At 72.2% G+C, this 23,710-nt stretch carries 23 protein-coding genes and 1 other RNA gene; 15 read left to right on the forward strand and 9 right to left on the reverse strand.

The window, feature by feature from the left end:
• Positions 1–178: 178 nt before the first annotated feature.
• Genes HCJ94_RS08190 through HCJ94_RS08200 form a run of 3 tightly spaced genes read right to left on the reverse strand, consistent with a single transcriptional unit; the run spans position 179 to position 1,708 of the window.
• Positions 179–337, reverse strand: a complete 159-nt coding sequence (locus tag HCJ94_RS08190; RefSeq protein ID WP_168000369.1) for a hypothetical protein — start codon at positions 335–337, stop codon at positions 179–181.
• The gene (locus HCJ94_RS08195) at positions 334–1,206 is read right to left on the reverse strand and encodes a tetratricopeptide repeat protein (protein ID WP_168000370.1); all 873 of its coding nucleotides are present in this window, start codon (positions 1,204–1,206) and stop codon (positions 334–336) included. Before HCJ94_RS08195 ends, HCJ94_RS08190 begins: the two co-directional genes overlap by 4 nt.
• Positions 1,207–1,264: 58 nt before the next feature.
• On the reverse strand, positions 1,265–1,708 hold the full coding sequence (locus HCJ94_RS08200) for a hypothetical protein (RefSeq protein WP_168000371.1): 444 nt from the start codon (positions 1,706–1,708) through the stop codon (positions 1,265–1,267).
• 252 nt (positions 1,709–1,960) lie between these two features.
• Here HCJ94_RS08200 and mtrA point away from each other — a divergent pair, with 252 nt between their 5' ends.
• From mtrA to hpf, 5 genes are all read left to right on the forward strand, one after another.
• Complete coding sequence (mtrA, locus tag HCJ94_RS08205) at positions 1,961–2,650, forward strand: MtrAB system response regulator MtrA (protein WP_168000372.1); 690 nt, start codon at positions 1,961–1,963, stop codon at positions 2,648–2,650.
• 90 nt (positions 2,651–2,740) lie between these two features.
• Positions 2,741–4,417, forward strand: coding sequence for an MtrAB system histidine kinase MtrB (gene mtrB / locus HCJ94_RS08210; protein WP_205800919.1), 1,677 nt, complete (start codon positions 2,741–2,743; stop codon positions 4,415–4,417).
• Positions 4,414–6,207: an LpqB family beta-propeller domain-containing protein gene (locus HCJ94_RS08215; RefSeq protein WP_168000373.1), complete on the forward strand. Its 1,794-nt coding sequence runs from the start codon at positions 4,414–4,416 to the stop codon at positions 6,205–6,207. The genes mtrB and HCJ94_RS08215 overlap by 4 nt, the downstream gene beginning before the upstream one ends.
• A 47-nt stretch (positions 6,208–6,254) precedes the next feature.
• Positions 6,255–6,917: a ComF family protein gene (locus HCJ94_RS08220; protein WP_309227202.1), complete on the forward strand. Its 663-nt coding sequence runs from the start codon at positions 6,255–6,257 to the stop codon at positions 6,915–6,917.
• Between the two features lie 247 nt (positions 6,918–7,164).
• Positions 7,165–7,803, forward strand: a complete 639-nt coding sequence (gene hpf, locus HCJ94_RS08225) for a ribosome hibernation-promoting factor, HPF/YfiA family (protein ID WP_168000375.1) — start codon at positions 7,165–7,167, stop codon at positions 7,801–7,803.
• Positions 7,804–7,857: 54 nt separating this feature from the next.
• On the opposite strand, the gene HCJ94_RS08230 is transcribed toward hpf, so the two are convergent.
• Genes HCJ94_RS08230 through HCJ94_RS31140 form a run of 3 tightly spaced genes read right to left on the reverse strand, consistent with a single transcriptional unit; the run spans position 7,858 to position 10,113 of the window.
• The gene (locus HCJ94_RS08230) at positions 7,858–8,964 is read right to left on the reverse strand and encodes a GNAT family N-acetyltransferase (protein WP_168000376.1); all 1,107 of its coding nucleotides are present in this window, start codon (positions 8,962–8,964) and stop codon (positions 7,858–7,860) included.
• Complete coding sequence (locus tag HCJ94_RS31135) at positions 8,961–9,581, reverse strand: GNAT family N-acetyltransferase (RefSeq protein ID WP_309227188.1); 621 nt, start codon at positions 9,579–9,581, stop codon at positions 8,961–8,963. Before HCJ94_RS31135 ends, HCJ94_RS08230 begins: the two co-directional genes overlap by 4 nt.
• A gap of 1 nt (position 9,582) precedes the next feature.
• Positions 9,583–10,113, reverse strand: a complete 531-nt coding sequence (locus HCJ94_RS31140) for a GNAT family N-acetyltransferase (protein WP_309227189.1) — start codon at positions 10,111–10,113, stop codon at positions 9,583–9,585.
• 169 nt (positions 10,114–10,282) lie between these two features.
• Here HCJ94_RS31140 and secA point away from each other — a divergent pair, with 169 nt between their 5' ends.
• Positions 10,283–13,198 carry a preprotein translocase subunit SecA gene (secA, locus tag HCJ94_RS08240; RefSeq protein WP_168000377.1) on the forward strand — a complete coding sequence of 972 codons (2,916 nt, stop codon included), beginning with the start codon at positions 10,283–10,285 and terminating at the stop codon, positions 13,196–13,198.
• A 490-nt stretch (positions 13,199–13,688) separates the two neighbouring features.
• On the opposite strand, the gene HCJ94_RS08245 is transcribed toward secA, so the two are convergent.
• Together HCJ94_RS08245 and HCJ94_RS08250 are read right to left on the reverse strand one after the other, a co-directional pair.
• Complete coding sequence (locus tag HCJ94_RS08245; RefSeq protein ID WP_168000378.1) at positions 13,689–14,273, reverse strand: Rv3235 family protein; 585 nt, start codon at positions 14,271–14,273, stop codon at positions 13,689–13,691.
• A 102-nt stretch (positions 14,274–14,375) separates the two neighbouring features.
• A complete protein-coding gene (locus HCJ94_RS08250; RefSeq protein WP_168000379.1) occupies positions 14,376–14,606 on the reverse strand; it encodes a helix-turn-helix domain-containing protein in 231 nt (76 codons plus the stop codon).
• Positions 14,607–14,823: 217 nt separating this feature from the next.
• Between HCJ94_RS08250 and HCJ94_RS08255 the strand changes: the two genes are divergently transcribed.
• Positions 14,824–15,330, forward strand: coding sequence for a DUF6912 family protein (locus tag HCJ94_RS08255; protein WP_168000380.1), 507 nt, complete (start codon positions 14,824–14,826; stop codon positions 15,328–15,330).
• 5 nt (positions 15,331–15,335) lie between these two features.
• On the opposite strand, the gene HCJ94_RS08260 is transcribed toward HCJ94_RS08255, so the two are convergent.
• The gene (locus HCJ94_RS08260; RefSeq protein ID WP_168000381.1) at positions 15,336–16,370 is read right to left on the reverse strand and encodes a hypothetical protein; all 1,035 of its coding nucleotides are present in this window, start codon (positions 16,368–16,370) and stop codon (positions 15,336–15,338) included.
• Positions 16,371–16,642: 272 nt separating this feature from the next.
• Here HCJ94_RS08260 and pruA point away from each other — a divergent pair, with 272 nt between their 5' ends.
• The 8 genes from pruA (at position 16,643) to HCJ94_RS08300 (ending at position 23,625) form a co-directional block, all read left to right on the forward strand.
• A complete protein-coding gene (gene pruA, locus HCJ94_RS08265) occupies positions 16,643–18,271 on the forward strand; it encodes an L-glutamate gamma-semialdehyde dehydrogenase (RefSeq protein ID WP_168000382.1) in 1,629 nt (542 codons plus the stop codon).
• Between the two features lie 223 nt (positions 18,272–18,494).
• The gene (locus tag HCJ94_RS08270; RefSeq protein WP_168000383.1) at positions 18,495–19,010 is read left to right on the forward strand and encodes a PadR family transcriptional regulator; all 516 of its coding nucleotides are present in this window, start codon (positions 18,495–18,497) and stop codon (positions 19,008–19,010) included.
• A gap of 19 nt (positions 19,011–19,029) precedes the next feature.
• Positions 19,030–20,151, forward strand: a complete 1,122-nt coding sequence (prfB, locus tag HCJ94_RS08275; RefSeq protein WP_168000384.1) for a peptide chain release factor 2 — start codon at positions 19,030–19,032, stop codon at positions 20,149–20,151.
• A gap of 118 nt (positions 20,152–20,269) precedes the next feature.
• A complete protein-coding gene (gene ftsE, locus HCJ94_RS08280; protein WP_088977559.1) occupies positions 20,270–20,950 on the forward strand; it encodes a cell division ATP-binding protein FtsE in 681 nt (226 codons plus the stop codon).
• A gap of 61 nt (positions 20,951–21,011) precedes the next feature.
• Entirely contained in the window at positions 21,012–21,887 is an 876-nt protein-coding gene (ftsX, locus tag HCJ94_RS08285; RefSeq protein WP_168000385.1) for a permease-like cell division protein FtsX, read from the forward strand.
• Positions 21,888–22,016: 129 nt separating this feature from the next.
• Positions 22,017–22,496: an SsrA-binding protein SmpB gene (gene smpB, locus HCJ94_RS08290; protein ID WP_168000386.1), complete on the forward strand. Its 480-nt coding sequence runs from the start codon at positions 22,017–22,019 to the stop codon at positions 22,494–22,496.
• A 105-nt stretch (positions 22,497–22,601) separates the two neighbouring features.
• Positions 22,602–22,977, forward strand: a transfer-messenger RNA (tmRNA) gene (ssrA, locus tag HCJ94_RS08295).
• A 186-nt stretch (positions 22,978–23,163) separates the two neighbouring features.
• Positions 23,164–23,625 (forward strand): hypothetical protein, encoded by a 462-nt coding sequence (locus tag HCJ94_RS08300; protein WP_168000387.1) that lies wholly within the window; start codon positions 23,164–23,166, stop codon positions 23,623–23,625.
• Positions 23,626–23,710: the final 85 nt, after the last annotated feature.

Genomic DNA, 23,710 nt, shown 5'->3' on the forward strand with positions numbered 1-23,710 from the left:
GCCACCAACGGCCGGGCCGTCGCTGACCACCAGCGGCGGCCCGGCCGTTTCCGCATCCCAGCAACGGCGCACCCGGCCGGCCGCTCTGCGGCTCAGCGATGCGGCCGGCCGACCCGCGACGCCCGGCCGTTCGCGCGTCCCAGCGGCGATGCGCCCGGCCGCCAGCGGTCCGACGTTCTCAGTCCGGCTCGCGATGGCGCCGGGCAGGGCGCACCCACGTCCAGACGCACCACGCGAGCCAGCCGAGCGAGACCGCCGCGGCGAGCGTCCGCAGCCGCAGCGCGGTGAGCAGCAGCACCACCGCCAGCACGGCCAACCAGGGCCCGAACCCCTTCACGGTCGCCACCGCCGGCGCACCAGCCGGCGTACGAGCGGCGGGGCCACCCAGGACCAGACGCAGTAGACGACCCAGAGCAGCGCGAACAGGGCGGCGAGCAGGTCGAGCCCCACGATGTTGAGCACCGCTATGACGCCCACGGCGACCAGCCACGTACGGAGAACCCCGAGCCGGTACAGCGGCCGCAGCGGGCGCAGCAGCGGGTGGGCGTACACCCGGGACTCCCAGGCCGCGTCGGCGAATCCGGCGTCCGTCGGGTCGTGGGCCACCGCCTGGCCGAACGAGCGGCGCGCGGCGTCGACCCGGCCCCGGGCCGAGGCGGCGTGACCGTGCAGGGCCAGCGCCGCCGGGTGGGCCGGCCAGGCGGCCAGGAACTCCTGGGCGACGCGCTCCGCGCCCCGGTCGTCGCCCCGGGCGTACGCGAGCTGGAAGCGGGAGGCGAAGACGGTCGGGGCGCCCGGGGCGATCGCGGCGGCCCGGGCCACCAGACGCTCGGCCTTGTCGGTCTGCCCGACCGCCGAGCAGAGGTCGGCGTACTGGCAGAGCAGCCACGAATTCTCGGGCGCGAGGGCGAGACCGTCGAGCAGCGCCCGCTCGGCGAGGGGAAACTCCCGCTCGTGGCGCAGCGCCAGGCCGAGCCGGCCGAGCAGTTCGGCGTCCGGGCCGGTCTCGGCGAGGCCCTGCCGGGCGACGGTGACGACCTGGTCCCAGCGGTCCAGGTCGGTCAGGGCCGCCGCCCGCAGCCGGAAGGCGGCGACGCCCGTGGCCACGTCGCCCGGAAGCCGCCCCAGCTCGTCGAGTGCCTGCTCGGCCCGGCCCACCTCCAACAGGTGGGCGACCCGGGCGAGCTGGTCGTGCGACGTACTCATGTCGCCGCCCTCTGGGCCGGCGCGTCCAGGAACGCCCGGTGCGTGGCGGGTCGCGGGCTCACGACGTCACCGCCAGGATCAGCGCCGCCTCGGCGAAGCCGCACACCAGCACGGCGGCGAGGCCCGGCCCCCACAGCGAGGCCGGCTCCCCGCCCCGCAGCTCGTAGGCCCGGAACCGGGGCTTCTGGACGGCGGCGACGGCGAGCCAGGCAAGGGCACCGGCGACCGCGCCGATGACGCGGCTGGGCCGTTCCGTCCCCGCCGCCGACAACCAGAGGGTCACCGCGATCCGGGCGGCCAGGGCCGCCACGCCGGCACCCGCGACCGCCATGGTGGCGCGCCGGGACACGCCCAGGCGGGCGCCGTTGACGAGACCGAGCACGGTGACGGCGGTCGGGCCGCCGAACACCGCCGGATACAGCAGGGACTGGGGTCGCCACGGGGTACGGCGTACCTCGTACGCCTCGGCGGCGACGGTGGGGGTGAGGAGATCGTCAGCCACTGGTCGTCCTGTCGTGCGCGGGAAGCCGGATCCTGTCACACTCCCCGGGGCCGGTGTGACGCATGTGGCGGCGGTGGTGGCGCTGGCCGGCACACGCAGGGATCATGGTGACACGCGGGATCCGATCGGACGGCCCCGTGGGCCCGGCGGCGACGTCGCGGGCGCGGGTTGCTGGGCGACGGCGGCCGACGGCAGTACCGTGCCGGAGGACGCGGATCCCACTGAAGGAAATGGGGATGGAAAATTAATCCCATGAGAGCCCGGGTACTGGTGGTCGACGACGACCCCGCGCTCGCGGAGATGCTCGGCATCGTCCTGCGCAGCGAGGGGTTCCTGCCCTCGTTCGTGGCCGACGGGGAACGCGCCCTGGCCGCGTTCCGGGAGAACCGGCCGGACATCGTCCTGCTCGATCTCATGCTGCCCGGCATGAGCGGTATCGACGTGGCGCGGTCGATCCGGGGCGAGTCGGGCGTGCCGATCGTCATGCTGACGGCCAAGAGCGACACGGTGGACGTGGTGCTGGGGCTGGAGTCCGGTGCCGACGACTACGTGGTCAAGCCGTTCAAGCCGAAGGAGCTCGTGGCCCGGATGCGGGCCCGGTTGCGGCGCGGCGAGGACGTGGCCCCGGAGCTGCTCACCATCGGCCCGCCCGGCAACCAGATCACCATCGACGTGCCCGCGCACACCGTCAGCCGTAACGGCGAGGAGGTGAAGCTGACGCCGTTGGAGTTCGACCTGCTGGTCGCGCTCGCCCGCAAGCCGCGTCAGGTCTTCACCCGGGAGGTGCTGCTGGAGCAGGTCTGGGGTTACCGGCACGCCGCCGACACCCGCCTCGTCAACGTGCACGTGCAGCGGCTGCGGGCCAAGATCGAGCCGGATCCCGAGCGGCCGGAAATCATCCTCACCGTGCGGGGCGTGGGCTACAAGGCGGGCACCGGATAACCTGGTCACACTGTGGCCCTCCCCCCGATCTCCGACCTCGCGACGGCAGCCCCCCAGCGGCGTGGCGCCGCCTGGGAGCTGTGGCGTGCGCTGAGCGGGCGGGGTACGCGGCTGCTGGCGGGGTTGCACCAGACCTGGCGCCGCTCGTTGCAGGTGCGTGTGGTCACCATCACGCTGCTGGCGTCCAGCCTGCTGGTCGGGGGTTTCGCGTACCTGATCGCCGACAAGATCACCAACATCCTGCTGGAGAACGCCGAGGCCGACGTGAAGACCCGGCTGGACAGCGGCGCGGCGTACGCGGGCAAGCAGTTCGGCCTCTACAACCAGCCGCAGGAGGCGCAGTTCCAGGAGACCGTCGACGGCACGGTGAACTACCTGGCCGGCGGTGACCCGCAGCAGACCAGCGGTGTCGTGGTGGCCCTCACCGCCGACAACTTCAGCGGTGTCATCCAACCGCGGACGTCCCCGGCGGTCGGCAACCTCAACTCGGTCGTCAGCCCCGAGTTGCGCGCCACCGTCGCCGGGGGCAGCGTCGCCAGCCAGATCCGCACCGGACGGCTCGGTGAGGAGCGCACGAAGTACCTGGTCTACGGCTCGCCGGTGCCCACCCGGTTCGGTCAGGTGGAGCTGTACTACCTGGTTCCGCTGACCCGGCAGGACTCCGCCGCCACCGAGGCCCGGGCCACCGTGGTCGCCACCGGCGCCGCCCTGGTGCTCCTGCTCGGCCTGCTGGCCGCCCTGGTCACCCGCCTGGTGGTGACGCCGGTACGGGTGGCCGCCCGTACGGCCCAGCGCCTCTCCGCCGGCCTGCTCGACCAGCGGATGGTCGTCAACGGGGAGGACGACCTGGCGCTGCTCGCCGCCTCCTTCAACCAGATGGCGACGAACCTCCAACGGCAGATCCTCCGGCTGGAGGAGATGTCCCGCCTGCAACGACGATTCACCTCGGACGTCTCGCACGAGCTGCGGACGCCGCTGACGACGGTCCGGATGGCCGCCGACCTGATCTTCGCCGAGCGGGACGGGTTCGACCCGGCGGTCGCCCGCAGCGCCGAGCTGCTCCAGGCCGAGCTGGACCGGTTCGAGGAACTGCTGACCGACCTGCTGGAGATCAGCCGCTTCGACGCCGGCTTCGCCGCGCTCGACGCCGAGCCGACCGACCTGGTGCCGGTGGTGCACCGGGTCGCCGACCGGCTGACCTGCCTCGCCGAGCGGGTCGGGGTCACGATCGAGCTGGACGTGCCGGCAGCGCCCGTCATCGCCGAGATCGACCCGCGACGCGTCGAGCGGGTGCTGCGCAACCTGGTCGGCAACGCCGTGGAGCACGGCGAGGGCAACCCGGTGCGGATCACCCTCGGCGTCGACGACACCGCGGTGGCGGTCACCGTGCGCGACCACGGGGTGGGCCTCAAGCCGGGGGAGGAGAAGCTGGTCTTCAACCGGTTCTGGCGGGCCGACCCGTCCCGCGCCCGCCAGACCGGCGGCACCGGGCTGGGCCTGTCGACCAGCCTGGAGGACGCCCGGCTGCACGGCGGGTGGCTGGAGGCGTGGGGGGCGCCGGGCCAGGGCGCGCAGTTCCGGCTCACCCTGCCGGCCCGCGCCGGCGACCGCCTGACCACCTCGCCGCTCCGGCTGGTCCCCGCCGACGCGACGCTGCCCTTCGGTGGCCCCCGCGACGGCGGCCTGCTGGCCATCGGCCCGGGCACCGCGGGCGCACTGGCGGTCGGGCCGGCACCGGCGGGGGAGCGCGCGGAGTCGCGGCCGTGAGCCGGCGACCGGCCCTGGGCGGCCTGCTCGCCGCGCTGCTGCTGCTCGGTCCGGTCGGCTGCGGCATCCCGGACGACACCGAGGTCCGCGTCGAAGGGTCGGGCCCGGCGGCGGAGGCGGGTGCCACCAGCGGCGGCCGCGTCGAGCCGCCGAGCCGGACGGCGAGCGACACCGTCGAGGAGTTCGTCGCCAACTTCCTCTCCGCGGCGGCGGGCGAGCCGGACGGGGCGTACGACCGGGTCCGCCAGTTCGTCGACAGCGCCGACCGCCCCCGCCTCCAGGAGAAGCAGGGCAGCGCGGTCTCGCTGACCGTGGTCCGCCTGATCGGGCCCCCGCGGATCGTCGCCTCGCCCGACCAGAGCCGGGTCACCCTGCGGGTGCAGCAGGTCGGGCAGTTGGGAGCCGACGGTGTCCTGGAGCCGCCGGAGGCGACCGCGACCTCGTACGAATTCGGGCTGCGCCCCACCCTGCAGGACTCCGGCGTCGAGACCGACTGGTACGTGGTCGACCCGCCGGCCGTGCTCCTGCTCAGCGTCGAGGCGCTGAAGAACTACTACACGCCCCGACCGGTCTACTTCTGGAGTTCCGACCGCAGTCGTCTGGTACCCGACGAGCGTTACCTGCCGCGAGCCGTACCGAAGGACCGGCTGGTCAGCGAGGTGGTGCGGTGGCTCACCGGCGGCCCGTCGAACTGGCTGCGCAAGGGCGTCAGTCCAGCGCGGGACGACACCCGGCTCATCAACAACGCCACCCGGACGGACGACCGCTGGGAGGTCAACCTCGACATGCCGGGCGACGACCGCACCCGGCTGGAGCAGTTGGGTACCCAACTCGCGTGGTCGTTGCCGGAGTTGACCGGCCAACTCGAGCTGAAGGTCAACAACCAGTCCCGGTTGACCATCGATGATCTTGCGCAGCGCCGCCAGGCGTTCCCGGCCTACACCGTCGACGACGCCCCGCAGCGGTTCTGCGTCTACGAGGGGGCTGTCCACTCCCTCGACTACCCGGGTGAGCCGAGCGGCCCGGTGCCGGTGGCCGCGACGGCGAACACCAGGGTGGTTTCGGCCGGGTTCAGCCGCTACGAACGGGGCATCCTCGCCGCGCTGGTGGTGACGGGCCAGAACGGCCGGCAGCACCTGTCGGTGGGGGTCGGCGCCGATCCGGTGACCGCCTTCACCCGCAGTCAGGGCACCGGCTACGCCACGATGGGGCGCCCGGTCTGGCTGCGCTCCGCCAACCCGCCGGCCGGCCTGGTCGTCGCCGACGGGCAGCTGTACCGCTTCGACTCCCAGGCCAGGATGAGCCGGGTGCCGTTGACCGCGGCGGGCAACGTGACGGGGGTGGCCGCCTCCCCGGACGGCCACCGGCTCGCGGTGATCGCGGGTAATGCGCTGTACGTGCTGGCGGTGAACCACAACGGCGGCGTGCTCGACGCCGGCTCTCCCCGCCAGCTGTACACCTCGCTCACCAACCTCTCCGCCGTCGACTGGTCCGGCGAGAACACGCTGGTGGTGGGTGGCTCGGCGGGCCAGCCGGCGATCTACGAGATCAGCGTGGACGGCGCCCGGGAGAGCGCGTTGCGGGAGGCCACCGGTGCGGCCGTGACGCACCTGGCGGCGTACCCGGCGAACCCGGCGAACCCGGCGGCCCAGATCAGCGGCAAGGTCATGTACGAGGCCAACGGCGTGGCCTTCCGCGGCGTTCCGTTCGAGCAGATCAAGCGGGATCCGGTGCAGGGCGTCACCCAACCACCGGCCGGCAACCCGACCGCCCCCTTCTTCCTGTACTGATCGCCGTGCGGGACGTCGGCCGGCTCGTCGCGGACCTCGGCGACCTGGTGCTGCCCGTCGAGTGCGCCGGATGCCGGGAACGCCGTCCGGGGCTGCGGCACGGCGTGTGCGCCGACTGCGCCGCCGCTCTCGACGGACTGCGTCCCCGCCCCGTACGCCCGACGCCCGCGCCGGCCGGCCTGCCGCCCTGCGTCGCGCTCGGCCCGTACGCCGGCCCGCTGCGGGAGGTGCTGCTGGCGTACAAGGACCATGGCCGCCACGGGCTGGCCCGGCCGCTCGGCGCGTTGCTCGCCGAGGTGGTGGCCGTCGCGGTCGGCGCGGTGCGCCCGGTGCTGCTGGTGCCGGTGCCGGACACCGCGGCGGCAGCCCGCGCGCGGTACGGGGACCACCTGGGCCGGCTGGCCCGGCACTGCGCGGGCCGGCTGCGCCGGGCCGGCTGGCCGGTCGAGGTGCGCCGCGCGGTACGGGCGCTGCCCCGCCCCGACTCGGTGACGCTGGACAGCGCCGGCCGCGCCGCGGCGGCCGAGACGGCCTTCCGGGTGCGGGACCGGTGGGCGCCGGTCCCGGCGGGTGCGGCGGTGGTCGTGCTGGACGACATCGTCACGACCGGGTCCACTCTCGCCGCGGTCAGCCGCGCGCTGAGCGCGACCGGCGGGTCACCGGCGGTCGCCGCCGTGCTCGCCGCGACGGAGAAACGCGCGCCGATGTAACCGTTCGTGTTTCCGTTTCACCCGTTGGTGTATGAGCTGTGAAAATTCCTGAGCGGTCTCGACAACCAGGGGTGACTGCTGGGCGAACAGGAGTTAGCGTTTTGCTGTCGGGGGTAGGAGGTCTTCCCACCCGCTCCCGGCGGTGAAAGGAGGCGTAGCCGCACTGACCGGTCGACGCCGAGTGGGACCGCCCCGAGGACGCGCGACCGGGTACGCATCGAACGACCGTCCGAACGAGGGAGGTCACGTGGACATCGTGGTCAAGGGCCGAAACGTCGAAGTGCCGGACCATTACCGGGTGCACGTAGCGGAGAAACTCGCGAAGATCGAACGCTACGATCACAAACTTATCCGTGTCGATGTCGAGCTGTTCCACGAGCGCAATCCGCGCCAGTCGGACCACTGCCAGCGGGTGGAGATCACCTGCGTTTCCCGGGGCCCGGTGATCCGGGCCGAGGCCTGCACGAACGACTTCTACAGCGCGCTCGACGCGGCCATCGCCAAGCTCGACACCCGGCTACGCCGGGCGGCCGACCGCCGCCGGGTCCACCGCGGCCGGCACGCACCCATCTCCGTCGCGGCCGCCACCGCCGGCCTGCCGGTCACCGACCTCGTCGCCGCGTCGCTCAACGGCGACGGCGCTTCCGCCGGCACGGCCACCGCCGTCGCGGAACGGGTCGAGGATGAGTACGACGACGACCAGCCCTGGCACATCGCGCGGGAGAAGGTGCACCCCGCCGAGCCGATGACCGTCGACGACGCCCTGTTCCAGATGGAACTGGTCGGGCACGACTTCTACCTGTTCCAGGACAAGGAGTCCGGCCGGCCCAGCGTCGTCTACCGGCGGCACGCGTACGACTACGGGATCATCTCGCTGGACATCTGAGCCGGTACGCCGGGGGCAGGGTCGGCCGGACCGATCCGGGCCCCCGGCCGGCCGTCAGTCCGTCAGGTCCTCGGGCAGCAGCCCGAAAACCGCGTCGTCGATCCGGGCGCCGTCAAGGCCCGGGACCGCGCCGCGGATCAGTCCCTCCCGGCGGAAGCCCACCTTCTCCAGCACCCGCTGCGACGCGGTGTTGTCGGTCAGGGTCATAGCGGCCAGGCGGGCCATCCCCACCGGGCCGAACGCCCAGCGGGCGACCAGCCGGACCGTGCGGGTGGCGTACCCGCGTCCGCGCCACGCCGGTAGCAGCGCGTATCCGATGGTGCCCTCCCCGGCCGCCGGGGCGTTGTACGACAGCCCGCAGGTGCCGGCCGGCTCGCCGGTGGCGGCGTCGAGGATCAGCATCCGGGCGATGCTGCCGGTGAGCCAGGCGCTGCCCGACAACGCACACCGCCGGTCGATCGCCGCCCGCGTCGGGGGCAGCGGAGGTGCCTGGTTCGCCACCACCTCGGGGCGGGTGTGCAGGGCGTACGCGAGGTCGGCGTCGTCCGGGCCGAGCGGGCGCAGGGTCACCACGCCGTCGGTGAGCCGGCCGTCGGGCAGGTCGGGCAGCAGCCGTGGGGTGGGGCCCACCGGGTCGCCGGCGAGGCGTACCCATGCCAGCAGGTCGTGGCGCCCGCCGCCGCGGGTGGGGTTCGCGTCCCGGCGTACGCCCTCGTGCCGGAAGCCGGCCGCCAGCGCCACCCGCTGGCTGCCGGTGTTCTCGGCGCTGGTGAGCAGTTCCAGCCGGACGGCCCCGGTGGCGAACGCCCGCTCGGCGAGCGCGCGGGTCGCGGCCGTGGCGACCCCGCGCCCGCGCGCCCAGGGGGCGATCCAGTAGCCGATCTCCGCCTGGTTCCGGGTCGGGACCGGGTTGCTCAGCCCGATGCCGCCGAGCAGCCGGGCGCTGGTCCGGTCCGCGACCGCGTACGCGGCGCCGCCGGTGGCCCAGGCCGCCGGCGCGCCCTCGGTGATCCACCACCGGGCGTCCGCCTCGGTGTACGGCGAGGGCAGGCCGGAGCGTTGCGTCTGCGGGTCGGCGCAGGCGGTGGCGGTGTCGGCGGCGTCCTCGGGGCGGAAGAGGCGCAGCCGGACCCCGTACGCCTCGATGGTCTCCGGAGTCACGTCAGGTCCTCCGCGAGCAACGCGCCGACCCACGCGTCGGTCCGGGCGCCACGGTGGTTCAGCCCCGCGCGGGCCGTGCCCTCGACCCTGAAGCCGGCCTTCTCGGCGGCCCGTCGGGACGCGGTGTTGCCGACGTTGGCCCGCCACTCGATCCGGGCCAGGCCCAGCGTGGTGAAGCCCCAGGCGGCCAGCGCGGACAGCGCGGCAGGCATGTGGCCCCGGCCGCGGGCGTGCGGAGCGGTCATGAAGCCGACGCTGGCCTGGAGCGAGTCGGCGGCGGAGAGCCGCAGGTCGATCGCGCCTGCGAACCCGTCGTCGGCGCCGGCGATCGCGTAGCAGGCACTCGTGCCGGCCGCCCACGCATCCCGTGCGTACGCCAGGTAGTCCTCGGCGTCGGCCCGGTCGTAGGGGTCGGGGACGGTGGTCCAGCGGATCGTGTCGGCGTCGCGGCAGGTGGCGATGATGGCGTCGACGTCCCGTGCCTCCATCGGGCGGAGCCGCACCTCGCCCTCGCCCGCCGTGGCGAACAGGACCGGCTGGGGCCGGCCGAAGACGGTGGCCCGGCGAGCGTCGAGCGTGCCAGGGCCGGCCGGCCCGACGTCGTCCGGTGCGGGCACCTCACCGGGTAGCAGGGAGCCGACCCACTCGTGGGCGCCGTACTCGGGGTCGGCGGCGCGGAGCCGCCCCTCGATCTGGAACCCGGTCCGGAGCGCGACGAGCCGGGACGCGTGGTTGCCGACGAGCGCCCCCCCAGAGCAGTCGGCGCAGCTCCAGCTCGTCGAACGACCAGCGGGCGACGGCCCGGGCGGCACGGACGGCGACTCCGCGCCCGCGCGCCCACGGTGCGGTCCAGTAGCCGATCTCGCTGGCCTGATGGGCGGTTTGGTCGATCGTGATGAGCCCGCAGGCACCGAGCAGCTCGCCGGTCGCCGGGTCGCAGACCGCGAAGGGCGCTCCGCTGCCGCTCTCCCACTGCCGGGTGGAGAACTCGGTGACGAAAGCGCGGGCGTGTTCCGGCAGGTATGGGCGTGGAACGGTCGTCCAGCGTTGGATGTCCGGGTCCTGGCAGGCCCGGTGCACGGCGTCGGCGTCGGTTTCCCGCCACGGTCGCAGCAGCAGGCCGGCCTCGGTGATCTCGACAGGCTCCACCCGTGCCATCGTGCCGGATCTTTCGCCCACGGCGTAACCGGATATCGCGCCACTCGCTACCCGTCCGAGCGTTATGTCGGTTCCGCCCGTTCGGACCCCCGCCACCAGTGACCATCGCCCCGATGGAGCGCCTACGATGGTTCGAGACCGTCTAGGGGAGCGTTGATCCGTGTCGATTCTGGAAAGGGTCCTTCGCGCTGGCGAGGGCCGCATGGTGCGTCGGCTCAAGGCCATCGCGGCCGCCGTCAACTCGATCGAGGACGACTACGTCAACCTCACCGACGACGAGCTGCGGGGGATGACCGAGCAGTTCAAGGAGCGGCTGGCCGACGGCGAGACCCTCGACGACCTGCTGCCCGAGGCGTTCGCGGTGTGTCGGGAGGCGGCCGCCCGCGTGCTCGGCCAACGCCCGTACGACGTCCAGGTGATGGGTGGCGCGGCGCTGCACTTCGGCAACATCGCCGAGATGAAGACCGGTGAGGGCAAGACGCTGACCTCGGTCATGCCGGTCTACCTCAACGCGCTCTCCGGCAAGGGCGTGCACGTGGTGACCGTCAACGACTACCTGGCCCAGCGCGACGCCGCCTGGATGGGCCGGGTGCACCAGTTCCTCGGCCTCACCGTCGGCGTGGTGCTGCCCAACCGGCCCGCCGCCGAGCACCGGGCCGCGTACGAGTGCGACATCACGTACGGCACCAACAACGAGTTCGGCTTCGACTACCTGCGCGACAACATGGCCTGGTCGAAGGACGAGCTGGTCCAGCGCGGCCACAACTTCGCGGTCGTCGACGAGGTCGACTCGATCCTCATCGACGAGGCCCGCACCCCGCTGATCATCTCCGGCCCGGCCGAGCACTCCGCCCGGTGGTACGGCGAGTTCGCCGCCGTCGTCGCCCGGCTCCAGCCCGGCAAGGACGGCGAGGGCGACTACGAGGTCGACTACGCCAAGCGCACCATCGCGGTGACCGAGCGCGGCGTCGCCAAGGTCGAGGACCGGCTCGGCATCGACAACCTGTACGAGTCGGTCAACACCCCGCTCGTCGGCTACCTGAACAACGCGATCAAGGCCAAGGAGCTCTACAAGCGCGACAAGGACTACATCGTCAGCGAGGGCGAGGTCCTGATCGTCGACGAGTTCACCGGCCGCATCCTCCACGGGCGCCGCTACAACGAGGGCATGCACCAGGCGATCGAGGCCAAGGAGGGGGTGGAGATCAAGCAGGAGAACCAGACCCTCGCGACGATCACCCTCCAGAACTACTTCCGCCTGTACGAGAAGCTCTCCGGCATGACCGGCACCGCCCAGACCGAGGCGGGCGAGTTCAACAAGGTCTACAAGGTCGGCGTCGTGACCATCCCGACCCACCGGCCGATGGTCCGGGAGGACCGCCCCGACGTCATCTACAAGACCGAGAAGGCCAAGTTCAACGCGGTCGTGGAGGACATCGCCGAGCGGCACCAGGCCGGCCAGCCGGTGCTCGTCGGCACGGTCTCGGTGGAGAATTCCGAGATCCTCTCCCAGCTCCTGCGCCGCCGCGGCATCCCGCACTCGGTGCTGAACGCCAAGTTCCACGCCCGCGAGGCGGAGATCGTCGCCCAGGCCGGCCGCAAGGGCGCGGTCACCGTCGCCACCAACATGGCCGGCCGTGGCACCGACATCCTCCTCGGCGGCAACCCCGAGTTCCTCGCCGCGAGCGAGCTCCGCCAGCGCGGGCTCGACCCGATCGAGCACGAGGAGGAGTACGCCAAGGCTCTGGAGGAGGTCCTGCCCCAGTGGAAGCAGGCCTGCGACACCGAGGCGGAGGAGGTCGCCGCCGCCGGCGGTCTCTACGTGCTGGGCACCGAGCGGCACGAGTCGCGGCGCATCGACAACCAGCTGCGCGGCCGGTCGGGCCGGCAGGGCGACCCGGGTGAGTCCCGCTTCTACCTCTCCCTTCAGGACGAGCTGATGAAGCGCTTCCGCTCCGGGGCGGTCGAGGCCGTCATGGAGCGCTTCAACATTCCCGAGGACGTGCCCATCGAGTCGAAGATGGTCACCCGCCAGATCAAGAGCGCCCAGGCGCAGATCGAGGCCCAGAACGCCGAGATCCGCAAGAACGTCCTCAAGTACGACGAGGTGCTCAACAAGCAGCGCCAGGTGATCTACGCCGAGCGGCTGCGCGTACTCAACGGCGAGGACCTGTCCGACCAGGTCCGCAACATGATCGACGACGTCGTCGAGGCGTACGTGCGAGGTGCCACCTCTGAGGGGTATGCGGAGGACTGGGACCTGGAGCAGCTCTGGTCCAACCTCAAGCAGCTCTACCCGGTGGGCGTCACCATCGAGGAGCTGGAGGAGGAGGCCGGCGGCTCGCGCGCCAGCATCGACGTCGACTTCCTGCTCAGCCGCCTCAAGGAGGACGCGCACGCCGCGTACGACCGGCGTGAGGAGCAGCTCGGCGAGGACGGCACGCGTCAGCTGGAGCGCATGGTCCTGCTCCAGGTGATCGACCGGAAGTGGCGCGAGCACCTCTACGAGATGGACTACCTCCAGGAGGGGATCAGCCTCCGGGCGTACGCCCAGCGCGACCCGGTGGTGGAGTACCAGCGCGAGGGCTTCGACATGTTCGCCACCATGATGGACGGCATCAAGGAGGAGACGGTCGGCTTCCTCTACAACCTGGAGGTGCAGGTCCAGGAGCCCGAGCCGGCCGCCGACGAGGTGCAGTTGCTGGAGAAGCCGGTCGAGATCCGGGCCAAGGGCCTGGGCCGCGCGCCGCAGCAGCAGGGCCTCCAGTACTCCGCGCCGACCATCGACGGCGAGGCGGGGCGCGGTTCGGTCGCCGTCGAGCGCGCCGACGAGGCCGCGCCGACGACGGGCCGGCCCGCTCCGGCTGCTCCGGCGGCCCCCGGGCGGACCGCCCCGACGGCTCCCCAGCGGCCGGCGAGCGGGCTGCGCGGCCCGGTCGTCCCGGCCGGTGCCGCCCGCCGAGCGGCACCGGGACAGGCGGAGGCCGGCAACGGCCCGTCCCGCAACGCGCCGTGCCCGTGCGGCTCCGGCCGTAAGTACAAGCGCTGCCACGGCGCCCCCAACGGCGGCGCCTGACGGTCACTCCGGCGGGGCTCGTCCCGCCGGCCCGACCTGACCGGGCCGCGGTCTCCTCCGGGGGACCGCGGCCCGTCCCTTTGTCCGTGTCGCCGCCGCGCGCCGGGCCCCGGCTTCATCCGGCCCGGTCGAGGTGCGGCTGGGCGGGTGCGGCTGACCTCGGGGCGCGCGGACCTCGGGGCGCGCGGACCTCAGGGCGCGCGGAGTCGGGCATGATCCACTCGACTTCCTTCATATCGGGGGGGCACGGACACCCCGATTCCATGGAAACCGAGTGGATCATGCCCGGCCCTGGCTCGGTGCCGGCCCTGACTCGGCCCGGGCCCCGGGTCGCCCCTGGGCCACGGTCGGTCCGGCCCCGGCCCCGAGCCGCGGCCCCTGGCCCCGGCCCCGAGCCGCGGCCCCTGGCCCCGGCCCCGAGCCGCGGCCCCTGGCCCCGGCCCCTGGCCCCGGCCCCTGGCTCGGCCAGGGCCCGGTTCACGCCGGCCAGTCAGAGGACCTGGAGGGTGGTGCAGAGCCAGGTGCCGCGGCGGTGTTCGAGGCGGAACGCCATGGCCCACACCCGGCCCGCCGGCCCGGTCAGCACCGCGGCAGCCTCGACCGCCGCACTCCGTGGCTCGCACACCCGCAGCCGGCGCAGGTGCACCGCCGGACGGCTGGACCGGCGGCGCGCCGGACCGGAGCGACCCGCCGCCCGGCCCAACTCCGGCAGCAGGTCGGCCGCCCGGACCGGGTCGAGCAACGGCCGGAGCTGGCCGGGTGGCCGGTAGCCGTTGACGACCTCCAGGCAGGTGGCGACGAAACGGTGGGCGGCCCGGGACGCCTCGGGAGTCGCGGTGACCAGGACTCCGGACGGCGCCGGACGGCCGGGCCGTCCGGGTGCGGGGCCGGGCCGGCGACGCCGGTCCGGCGGGCGGGCCGCCCCGCGCCGGGCCGCCTCGAACAGGTCGAGCGCGAGTTGGCCGTGGGCCGGCCAGCCGGCCGGGTCGTCCTCGACACAGGGCGGGTCGAAGGACGGGGCGGGGCGGAGCCGGACGGGAGGTCGGACCGGACCTGGGCGGCGCGAGTCGGTCATTCAGACCTCCGTGATCCTTGCGTTTTCCTTCGTTTGCCTCCGACTGATGCCATTCTCGGGCATGGCAGAGCCCAGGGTCAATGCCTCATCGCGTTCGCCGGCTCACTCCGGGTCGCGGTCGGCGAGCGGGTTGCCGCGCACCCACTCGGCGGTCTCCGCGTACTTGCGCTCGATGTACTCCTCCAGCCGCGTGCGCTCGACGCGCCACTGGCCGCGCCCACCGATCTTGATCGCGGGCAGTTCGCCGCTGCGCACCATGTGGTAGACCTGCGAATCCGACACGTTCAGCTCGGTGGCCACGTCGGACAGGAGCAGGAACCTGGGCTCCGCCACGGAGACTCCCTGGGTTGACGGCGTTTGGTTCAGTTTGCCACCACCGGTTGGCCCCGCCCAGGGACGGATCCCCGCGCGTTCGCGGCTCCGCCGGAGGACACTGCGGGGAAGAACTTCCCGTTCGCGGGTGCGAGGTGTATGACGGTCACGGCGTACGGCATGATCGGCGCCCGGGCCGGCACCCGCCGGTGGAGAACCTGAGCAGGGGAGACGACCGGTGACCGACGAGCTTGTCCGGGTGTACGTGCCGGCGACCGTCCCGATGCTGACCCTGCTGCGCGCCGACGGCCTCCCGGCGGCGTCCGCGCACGCGGTCACCCCGGCGCTGCGGGAGTGGTACGCGGAGGGCGACGAGGAGGAGTTGGAGTACGTCGCCTTCACCCGCGCCGCCCAGGACGCGTTGCAGCTGCTGCGGGCCGATCCGGCCGCGCCCCGCCGCCGCGTCGTCGTGTCGGCGGACGTGCCGGCCACCCTGGTCGGGCGCGGTGACGGCGACCTCGGCTCCAGCACCGTGGAGCTGACCCGGGCGGTGCCGGTGACGTCAGTGGCCGCGATCCACGTCGACGGGACGGACGCGGTCGAGGACGTCGCCGCGGCGGCCGAGGTGGTGACCGAGGCGCTCGCCGGCGACCCGGACGCCCAGTTCACGGTCGACGGTGCCGAGGACCACGAGCTGGAGTGGTACGACGTCTCCGAGCTGGACCAGCTCCTCGACGCCGGCTGACCGGGTCAGTCGACCGGCTCGGCCTCGTCCTCGTCGCGCGACGTGGGCCCCAGGGTGCGGCCGAAGGCGATCATCGCGGTCAGCGCACCGACGAAGAGGACCCAGATGGCGTTGTCCAGGCGCGAGGTGCCCAGCGAGGTCTGCGCCACGGCGTCCGCCTCGCTCAGCGCGCTCGCCAGGTCGAGCAGCTTCCGCCCGCCGGTACGCAGGATCACCTCGGCGACGAGCAGCAGCAGGCCGGGGCCGGCGCCGGCGAGGAGGTACGCCGGCCACCGCAGGGCGGGCGCGGCCGGATCCCGGCGGATGGCCCGACGCCGGGCCCAGGTGAGGTAGCCGAAGGCGAGCAGCCCGGCCACCAGGCCGGCGAGCAGGGACTCGGTCCGGGAGACCCACTTGGCCGCGCTGAGCAGTGACTCCTGCGTCTCGCCCGCGCCGAAGAGGTCGAAGAGCGGGTCCCGGGCCCGGCTGAACGCCACGACGAAGATCAGCGTGCCGAGCGCGGCGGCCACCACCGCGCCGACCACCGGCGCGGTGCGGGCACCGGCGACGGCGCCGCCGATGATCGCGGCCGCGGCGGTCGTGCCGGCGATCACGTTGGTGGTGGCGTTGTCGGCGTACGTCAGGTTGACGGCGAACGCGGCGGCGAGCCCGACCAGCAGGCCGGTGGCGACCGCCGCCACGAAGCGGAGGGTGGCCCGCTCCCGGCCCCGCCGGGCGAGCAGGTCCACGCCGAACAGCGCGAAGGCGGCCCCGGCGACCAGCGCGGCCGAGATCACGCCGGGCAGCGCGAAGGCGGAGAGGCTGATCGCGGTGACCCCGGCGGCCGCCGAGTGGATCGCCTCGCGGGTCGACCAGAGCATCGCGACCAGCCAGCCGAGCGCCAGCAGCGCCAGCACGGGCGCCCCGGGAACGGGCGACGGGCCGGTGGCCCCGTCCTCGGGAGCCGTCTCCGGCCGGTCCGGAGCCACGGGCGCCTCGTCGGTGACCGGGCTCGGCTGCTCCGACTCCGCGGCGGAGGAGCCGCCGGGCTGCTTGGTCATCGTCTTCCCTTCGACGGACACCCGGCCTCCAGCGGGGCCGGCGTTCACCGGTCACCCAGGGTACGCGCCCACGGTCGACCGCCCCGAGGGCGCGTCGACCAGCATGTGAAGGCCGGGCGGCGGTGCTGGGGCGGGCCCCCGGTCGTGGGAGAATCGGCCGAGGTCCCGCCGCCGTGACCGGCTCTGCCGCCCGGTGCCCGGCACCCGGTCGTCCGGCCGGTGCCCGCGGGTCCGATTTCGCCACCGCTGTCGAGATCGCACAGGAGCCTGTGATGGACGCCGTGTTCTCCGTACCCGAGCCGCGCAACGAGCCGGTACGCACCTACGAGCCGGGGAGCGCCGACCGGGAGCGGCTCCAGCGACGGCTGGCCGAGCTGGCCGCCGAGCGGATCGACCTGCCGATGACCATCGCCGGCGAGCAGCGCATGCCCGGCGGCGAACCGATCAACGTGGTCCAGCCGCACAAGCACGCGCACGTGCTGGGCGTCACCGGGCACGCCACCCACGACGACGCCCGCGCGGCGGTGAAGGCGGCCAAGGACGCCGCTCCGATGTGGCGGGCGCTGCCGTTCGAGGAGCGCGCAGCGATCTTCCTGCGCGCCGCCGAGCTGCTCTCCGGCCCCTGGCGGGACACGCTGAACGCGGCCACCATGCTCGGCCAGTCCAAGACCGCCGTCCAGGCCGAGATCGACTCAGCCTGCGAGTTCATCGACTTCCTCCGGTTCAACGTGCACTTCGCCCGCAAGCTCCTCGCCGAGCAGCCGATGTCCTCGCCGGGCGTGTGGAACCGGTTCGACCACCGTCCCCTCGAGGGCTTCGTCTACGCGATCACCCCGTTCAACTTCACCGCCATCGCCGGCAACCTGCCGTCCGCGCCGGCCCTGCTCGGCAACACCGTGGTCTGGAAGCCGGGCCCGACCCAGCAGTTCGCCGCGCACTTCACCATGCGACTGTTCGAGGCGGCCGGGCTGCCGCCGGGCGTGATCAACATGGTCACCGGGCGTGGCGAGGCGGTCTCCGACGTGGTGCTCGCCGACCCGGATCTGGCCGGTATCCACTTCACCGGCTCCACCAAGGTGTTCCAGCACCTGTGGCGGACGGTCGGCGAGAACATCGCCGGCTACCGGGGCTACCCGCGCCTCGTCGGCGAGACCGGCGGCAAGGACTTCGTGGTCGCCCACTCCAGCGCCGACGTGGACGCCCTGCACACCGCGCTCATCCGCGGCGCCTACGAGTACCAGGGCCAGAAGTGCTCCGCGGCGTCCCGGGCGTACATCCCGCGGTCCATCTGGGAGGGGGGCCTGCGCGACCGGCTGGCCGCGACCACCGACTCGCTGACGTACGGCGACGTGACCGACTTCAGCAACTTCGGGGGCGCGGTGATCGACGACAAGGCCTTCTCCCGGCACACCGCCGCGCTGGAGCTGATCTCCGACGACGACACCTGCCGGATCCTCGCCGGCGGCACCGCCGACGACTCGGTGGGCTACTTCGTCCGGCCCACGCTCTTCGAGTGCAGCGACCCGGCACACGAGACGTTCACCACCGAGTACTTCGGCCCGATCCTCGGCGTGCACGTCTTCGACGACGGCCGCTTCGACGAGGTGGTCGCCCAGGCCGAGTCGATCGCGCCGTACGCCCTGACCGGCTCGATCTTCGCGACCGACCGTCAGGTGGTCGACGCGGTGGCGGAGAAGATGCGGTACGCGGCCGGCAACTTCTACATCAACGACAAGCCGACCGGTGCGGTGGTCGGGCAGCAGCCCTTCGGCGGCGCCCGGGCCAGCGGCACCAACGACAAGGCCGGCTCCTGGCACAACCTCATCCGGTGGATGTCGCCGCGGACCATCAAGGAGACCTTCGTCCCGCCGACCGACCACACCTACCCCCACATGGGCTGAATCCGTCGCCTGGGGCCCCTTCTCGACGCCCGCGCGTCCGGGGAGGGGCCCCGTCATGGCGTCTCCGGTACGGGTGCGACAGGTGATGCGAGGCGGTCGACAACGCCGCGTCCGGCGGGGACGCCGGACTGTCGCCGGCCGACAGTGCACATAGGAAGCCCCAACGGGTGGCGAAACTGTGAAATCCTGGACGCCGCGTCGGCAAAGTGGCAGCGTGAGGGGCATGGCGGATTCCGGAGTCAACCCCACGGCGGCGGCCCTGCTCGGGCTGCTCCATGAGGGCCCCATGACAGGTGGCCAGTTGATGGCCGCCGCCGAGCGCCGGTTGGCGCCGTACTGGTCGATGACCCGCAGCCAGGTCTACCGCGAACTGCCCGTCCTGGCCGAGAAGGGGCTGGTCCGGCTCGGCAAGCCGGGGCCGCGGATGAGTCAGCCGTACGCGATCACGGCGTCCGGGAAACGGACGTTCTCGAAGTGGCTGGCGGAGGACCCGGGCCGGGACACCATCCGCAACCCGATCGCCCTGCGGATCGCCTTCGGCAACCTGCACTCGGCCAGTCAGCTCAAGAGCCTCCAGGCCGCCGCGAACGAGTACCACACCGAAGCCCTGGCGCGGGTTCGCGAGCAGGTCAAGAACGCGAAGAAGGAAGGCGACCCGTACGACGCCAGCGCGTTGGAGTTCGCGGTCGCCTACCACAAGGCCGCGCTCTCCTGGCTGAAGTCGGCTCCGGTCGGGTGACGCAGTACGCTTGTCTGTCGTGACTGCTGCCGACTACGCCGAACAGCTCAAAGACCTCGACGCGACCCTTCGCAACATCGAGTCGGTGCTCGACATCGACAGGCTGCGGGCGGACAAGGCTCGCCTGGAGGAGGAGGCCTCCGCCCCCGACCTGTGGGACGACCAGGCCAAGGCGCAGCAGGTCACCTCCCAGTTGTCGTACGTCAACGGCGAGATCAGCAAGCTCTCCGGCCTCCGCTCCCGGCTGGACGACGCCCAGGTGCTGCTGGAGCTGGCCGAGGCCGAATCCGACCCGGGCGTCCTCTCCGAGGTCGAGTCGGAGATCACCGGGCTGACCAAGGCCATCGAGGAGATGGAGGTCCGCACCCTGCTCTCCGGCGAGTACGACTCCCGGGAGGCGCTGGTCGCCATCCGGGCCGGCGCCGGCGGTGTGGACGCGGCGGACTTCGCCGAGATGCTGCTCCGGATGTACCTGCGCTGGGCCGAGCGGCACGGCTACCCGACGGAGGTCTACGAGACCTCGTACGCCGAGGAGGCGGGCCTCAAGTCGGCCACCTTCGCGGTCAAGGTGCCGTACGCGTACGGGACGCTCAGCGTGGAGTCGGGCACGCACCGGCTGGTCCGGATCAGCCCGTTCGACAACCAGGGCCGTCGGCAGACCAGCTTCGCCGGCGTCGAGGTGCTGCCGGTGGTGGAGCAGACCGACCACATCGACATCCCCGAGAACGAGATGCGGATCGACGTGTACCGGTCGTCCGGCCCCGGCGGGCAGAGCGTCAACACAACCGACTCGGCGGTCCGGATCACCCACATCCCGACCGGCATCGTGGTCACCTGCCAGAACGAGAAGTCCCAGCTTCAGAACAAGGCGTCCGCGCTGCGCGTCCTCCAGGCCCGGCTGCTGGAGCGCAAGCGCCAGGAGGAGCAGGCCAAGATGGCCGGGCTCAAGACCGACGCCGCCGGGTCGTGGGGCGACCAGATGCGCTCGTACGTCCTGCACCCGTATCAGATGGTGAAGGATCTCCGAACCGAGCAGGAGACCGGCAACCCGTCGTCGGTCTTCGACGGCGAGCTGGACGCCTTCATCGAGGCGGGTATCCGGTGGCGGAAGCAGCAGCAGCTGGCCGGCGACAGCGTGTGACCGATCGTGGGCGCAGCGCGTCATCGATCTCCACGTTCCCCAGCAAATCGATGACGCGTCTCGCAACCATGGGGCGTGGGACTTGGCTCTCTGGTTACACCGCGTAGACTCACCACCCGTGATTCAGCTTGAGCAAGTGACGAAGACGTACCCGAAGGCGTCCCGGCCTTCGCTCGACAACGTGTCCGTCTCGATCGAGAAGGGCGAGTTCGTCTTCTTCATCGGCCCATCCGGCTCCGGCAAGTCCACGATCATCAAGATGCTGCTCCACGAGGTCAGCCCCAACAAGGGTCGGGTCATCGTGAACGGCAAGGACGTGACGTCGATGCGCTCCTGGAAGCGACCGCACTTCCGGCGCTCGATCGGCTGCGTCTTCCAGGACTTCCGTCTTCTGCCGAACCGCACCGCGTACGAGAACGTGGCGTTCGCCCTCGAGGTGATCGGCAAGACCAAGGCGGTCGCCCGCCGGGTCGTGCCCGAGGTGCTGGAGCTGGTCGGGCTCGGTGGCAAGGAGCACCGGTACCCGCACGAGCTCTCCGGTGGTGAGCAGCAGCGGGTGGCCGTCGCCCGGGCGTTCGTGAACCGTCCGCTGATCCTGCTGGCGGACGAGCCGACGGGGAACCTCGACCCTGACACCTCGATCGAGATCATGCGCCTGTTGGACCGGATCAACCGCACCGGCACGACCGTGGTCATGGTCACCCACGACTCCAACATCGTGAACCAGATGCGCCGCCGGGTCGTCGAGATCGAGAGCGGCCGGATCGTGCGCGACCAGGCCCGCGGCGTCTACGGGTGAGCCGGCGCTCCACCCCGCCTGACGACGAACACCTCATGCCGGAGACCCGGAGGATTCCCCGATGCGCGTGAAATACGTCCTGTCCGAGGTACTGGTCGGACTGTGGCGCAACGTGACCATGACCATCGCGATGATCATCACGATGGCGGTCTCGCTGACCATGCTCGGTGCCAGCGGTCTGATCTACACCAAGGTCGCCGACATGAAGGAGCTGTACTTCGAGAACATCGAGGTCTCCATCTTCCTCGACAACGAGGTGACCGAGCAGCAGAAGGCGGACATCCAGGCGAAGCTCGACGCCGACCCGCTGGTCCAGGAGGCGACGCTCGTCAACAAGGACGAGGCGTACAAGCGGTTCCAGGAGATGTTCCGGGATTCGCCCGACCTGCTGAGCGCCGTCAAGCCCGACGTGCTGCCCGAGTCGTACCGGCTCAAGCTGGTCGACCCGCAGCAGTACAAGGCGATCAGCGACCAGTACACGAACGTCGAGGGCGTCGACCAGGTCGTCGACCAGAGCCGCGTGCTGGACAAGATCTTCAACCTGTTCACCGCCGGCCAGAACATCGCCCTCGTCGCCGCGATCGCGATGGCCGTCGCCGCACTGCTCCTGGTCGCCAACACGATCCAGGTCGCCGCGTACAGCAAGCGGCGTGAGGTCGCCGTCATGAAGCTCGTCGGTGCCTCGAACTGGTTCATCCAGGCGCCGTTCGTCTTGGAGGCCGTGGTCGCCGGCCTGATCGGTTCGGTGATCGGCCTCGGCGCCCTCATCGGCCTGAAGGTCTTCCTGTTCGACGGCGCGCTCAGCGCGCTCCAGGGCCTCTTCGCGCCGGTCAGCTGGAGCGAGGTCTTCCTGACCTTCCCGGCGATGGCCGCCGTCGGTGGCCTGATCAGCGCGATCACCGCCTGGGTCACCCTCCGCTTCTACCTGCGGGTCTAGTCACCGTACGGGTGCCTCCGAGGGCCCTTCCGCGCCGGAATAAACGGCGCGGGAGGGCCCTTGTGACTCGGGTAGCATGATCTCCGCTTCCCGGCTTACCGGGAGCGACCAGGAAGGGAGGTGGCGCCGATGCCACGGGAAAAGGGACGCAAGGTCGTCGCCTCCAACCGCAAGGCCCGGCACGACTACTCGATCCTCGACACGTACGAGGCGGGGATGGCGCTGACCGGCACCGAGGTCAAGTCGCTGCGGGCCGGGCGGGCGTCGCTGGTCGACGCGTTCGCCCAGGAGCGCAACGGCGAGCTGTACCTGCACGGGATGCACATCCCGGAGTACACGCAGGGCACCTGGACCAACCACGAGCCCCGGCGTACCCGCAAGCTGCTGCTCAAGCGTCTGGAGATCGACCGGCTGATCGGCAAGACCCGGGAGAGCGGGCTCACGCTGGTGCCGTTGCAGGTCTACTTCTCGGACGGCTGGGCCAAGGTCGAGATCGGCCTGGCCAAGGGCAAGAAGGCGTACGACAAGCGGCAGGACCTCGCCAAGCGGGACGCGGACCGGGAGATCGCCCGGGCCGCCGGCCGGCGTGGCAAGGGCATGGATGACTGATTTGTCTGCCTTGTCCGGGCCGGCGTGCCGGCCGGGGGCTCGGGATGAAACCCGTTGCGGCAGGCGTTAGGCTTGACGGTGCCGCCGAAAGGGGCGGCCTGTCGAGGGGGTGACTGGTTTCGACTTCGTACGTTGCGGCAGGGGAAGCGAGCCGAGGAAGCCGACGTCGTCTCGTGAATCGATCGTCGGAAACCAATAAGCGCCAAGAACAATCGCGCTGACTTCGCTCTCGCCGCCTGAGGCGAGTAGCGAGTCTGTCGGCCTGGGAGTGCCTTCGACCCAGTTAGCCGGCATCAGCTAGAAGGCTGGCCAATCGGACCCGGTCGCGGGGTCCGTGCGGCGAGATCAATCAGCGACTGGGCCCGTCACACCGACTCGCTCGCGTGATCGGAGGGGCCGAGTAGAGGCACAGCGAGCTGCGCTCGGAGAAGCCCTGACAAGGCGGCGAAGGACCCGGGTTCGATTCCCGGCACCTCCACCACCTGACCTGTGCGCCCCGGTCCACTGGACCGGGGCGCACAGTCGTATCCGGGCCCCTCGTCGGGACGTGTGTGACCAGGGGTGCCGATGGGACTGATGGGGTGACTGTGGCAGGCGCCGGCCCTGGACAGGCCGGCCCGCGAGGTTCACCATCGGCGTACGCGGTCAGCAGCGCGGGGAGGTGCCCATGGTCACCGGTCCGATCCAGCAACCGTCCGCCGCCTCCAGGTCGGCCCGGCCCACACCGGCCCGCCGACCCCGGGCCAGCCTGCTTCCCGGCCCTCATGCGCTGAGCCGGGCGCTCGACACCGAGCCGTACTGGCGGGAGCGGCTCCTGCGCCGCCTCGGCCCGGTGCGGCAGGAGTTCGCCGAGCACGTCCGGCTCACCGAGGGCCCCGCCGGCAGGTACGCGGAACTGCTCCACCACGCGCCCCGGCTCCAGCACAGCGTGACGCGGCTGGTGCGGGAGCACACCGTCATCGTCGCCGCCCTCGACGCGCTGCGGCAGGCAGCCGAGCGTCCGGGCGTCGCCGCCGACGAACTCCGCCGCGCCACCGAGCACCTGGTGTGGGCGCTCGCCCGGCACCGGCAGCGCGGCGCGGACCTGCTCTGGCAGGCGTACCAGACGGACCTCGGCGGCGAGGACTGATCTCCCGGCGGTGCGGTCCAACCGAACTGCCGCGCGCCCAGTGCGGGGACAGGTGGCGCCGGCGGCGCTGTCGAGCTGCCCCGCC

This window comes from Micromonospora thermarum, from assembly GCF_012034245.1.
Classification (GTDB): Bacteria; Actinomycetota; Actinomycetes; order Mycobacteriales; family Micromonosporaceae; genus Micromonospora; species Micromonospora thermarum.

What these genes read in the sequence shown, in the direction of transcription:
- HCJ94_RS08300 (WP_168000387.1), top strand. Translation starts at nt 23,164, where the DNA reads ATGGTCACCGGTCCGATCCAGCAACCGTCCGCCGCCTCCAGGTCGGCC.
- HCJ94_RS08260 (WP_168000381.1), bottom strand. Translation starts at nt 16,370, where the DNA reads ATGACCAAGCAGCCCGGCGGCTCCTCCGCCGCGGAGTCGGAGCAGCCG.
- HCJ94_RS08245 (WP_168000378.1), bottom strand. Translation starts at nt 14,273, where the DNA reads ATGACCGACTCGCGCCGCCCAGGTCCGGTCCGACCTCCCGTCCGGCTC.
- pruA (WP_168000382.1), top strand. Translation starts at nt 16,643, where the DNA reads ATGGACGCCGTGTTCTCCGTACCCGAGCCGCGCAACGAGCCGGTACGC.
- ftsX (WP_168000385.1), top strand. Translation starts at nt 21,012, where the DNA reads ATGCGCGTGAAATACGTCCTGTCCGAGGTACTGGTCGGACTGTGGCGC.
- HCJ94_RS08270 (WP_168000383.1), top strand. Translation starts at nt 18,495, where the DNA reads ATGGCGGATTCCGGAGTCAACCCCACGGCGGCGGCCCTGCTCGGGCTG.
- mtrA (WP_168000372.1), top strand. Translation starts at nt 1,961, where the DNA reads ATGAGAGCCCGGGTACTGGTGGTCGACGACGACCCCGCGCTCGCGGAG.
- HCJ94_RS08195 (WP_168000370.1), bottom strand. Translation starts at nt 1,206, where the DNA reads ATGAGTACGTCGCACGACCAGCTCGCCCGGGTCGCCCACCTGTTGGAG.
- smpB (WP_168000386.1), top strand. Translation starts at nt 22,017, where the DNA reads ATGCCACGGGAAAAGGGACGCAAGGTCGTCGCCTCCAACCGCAAGGCC.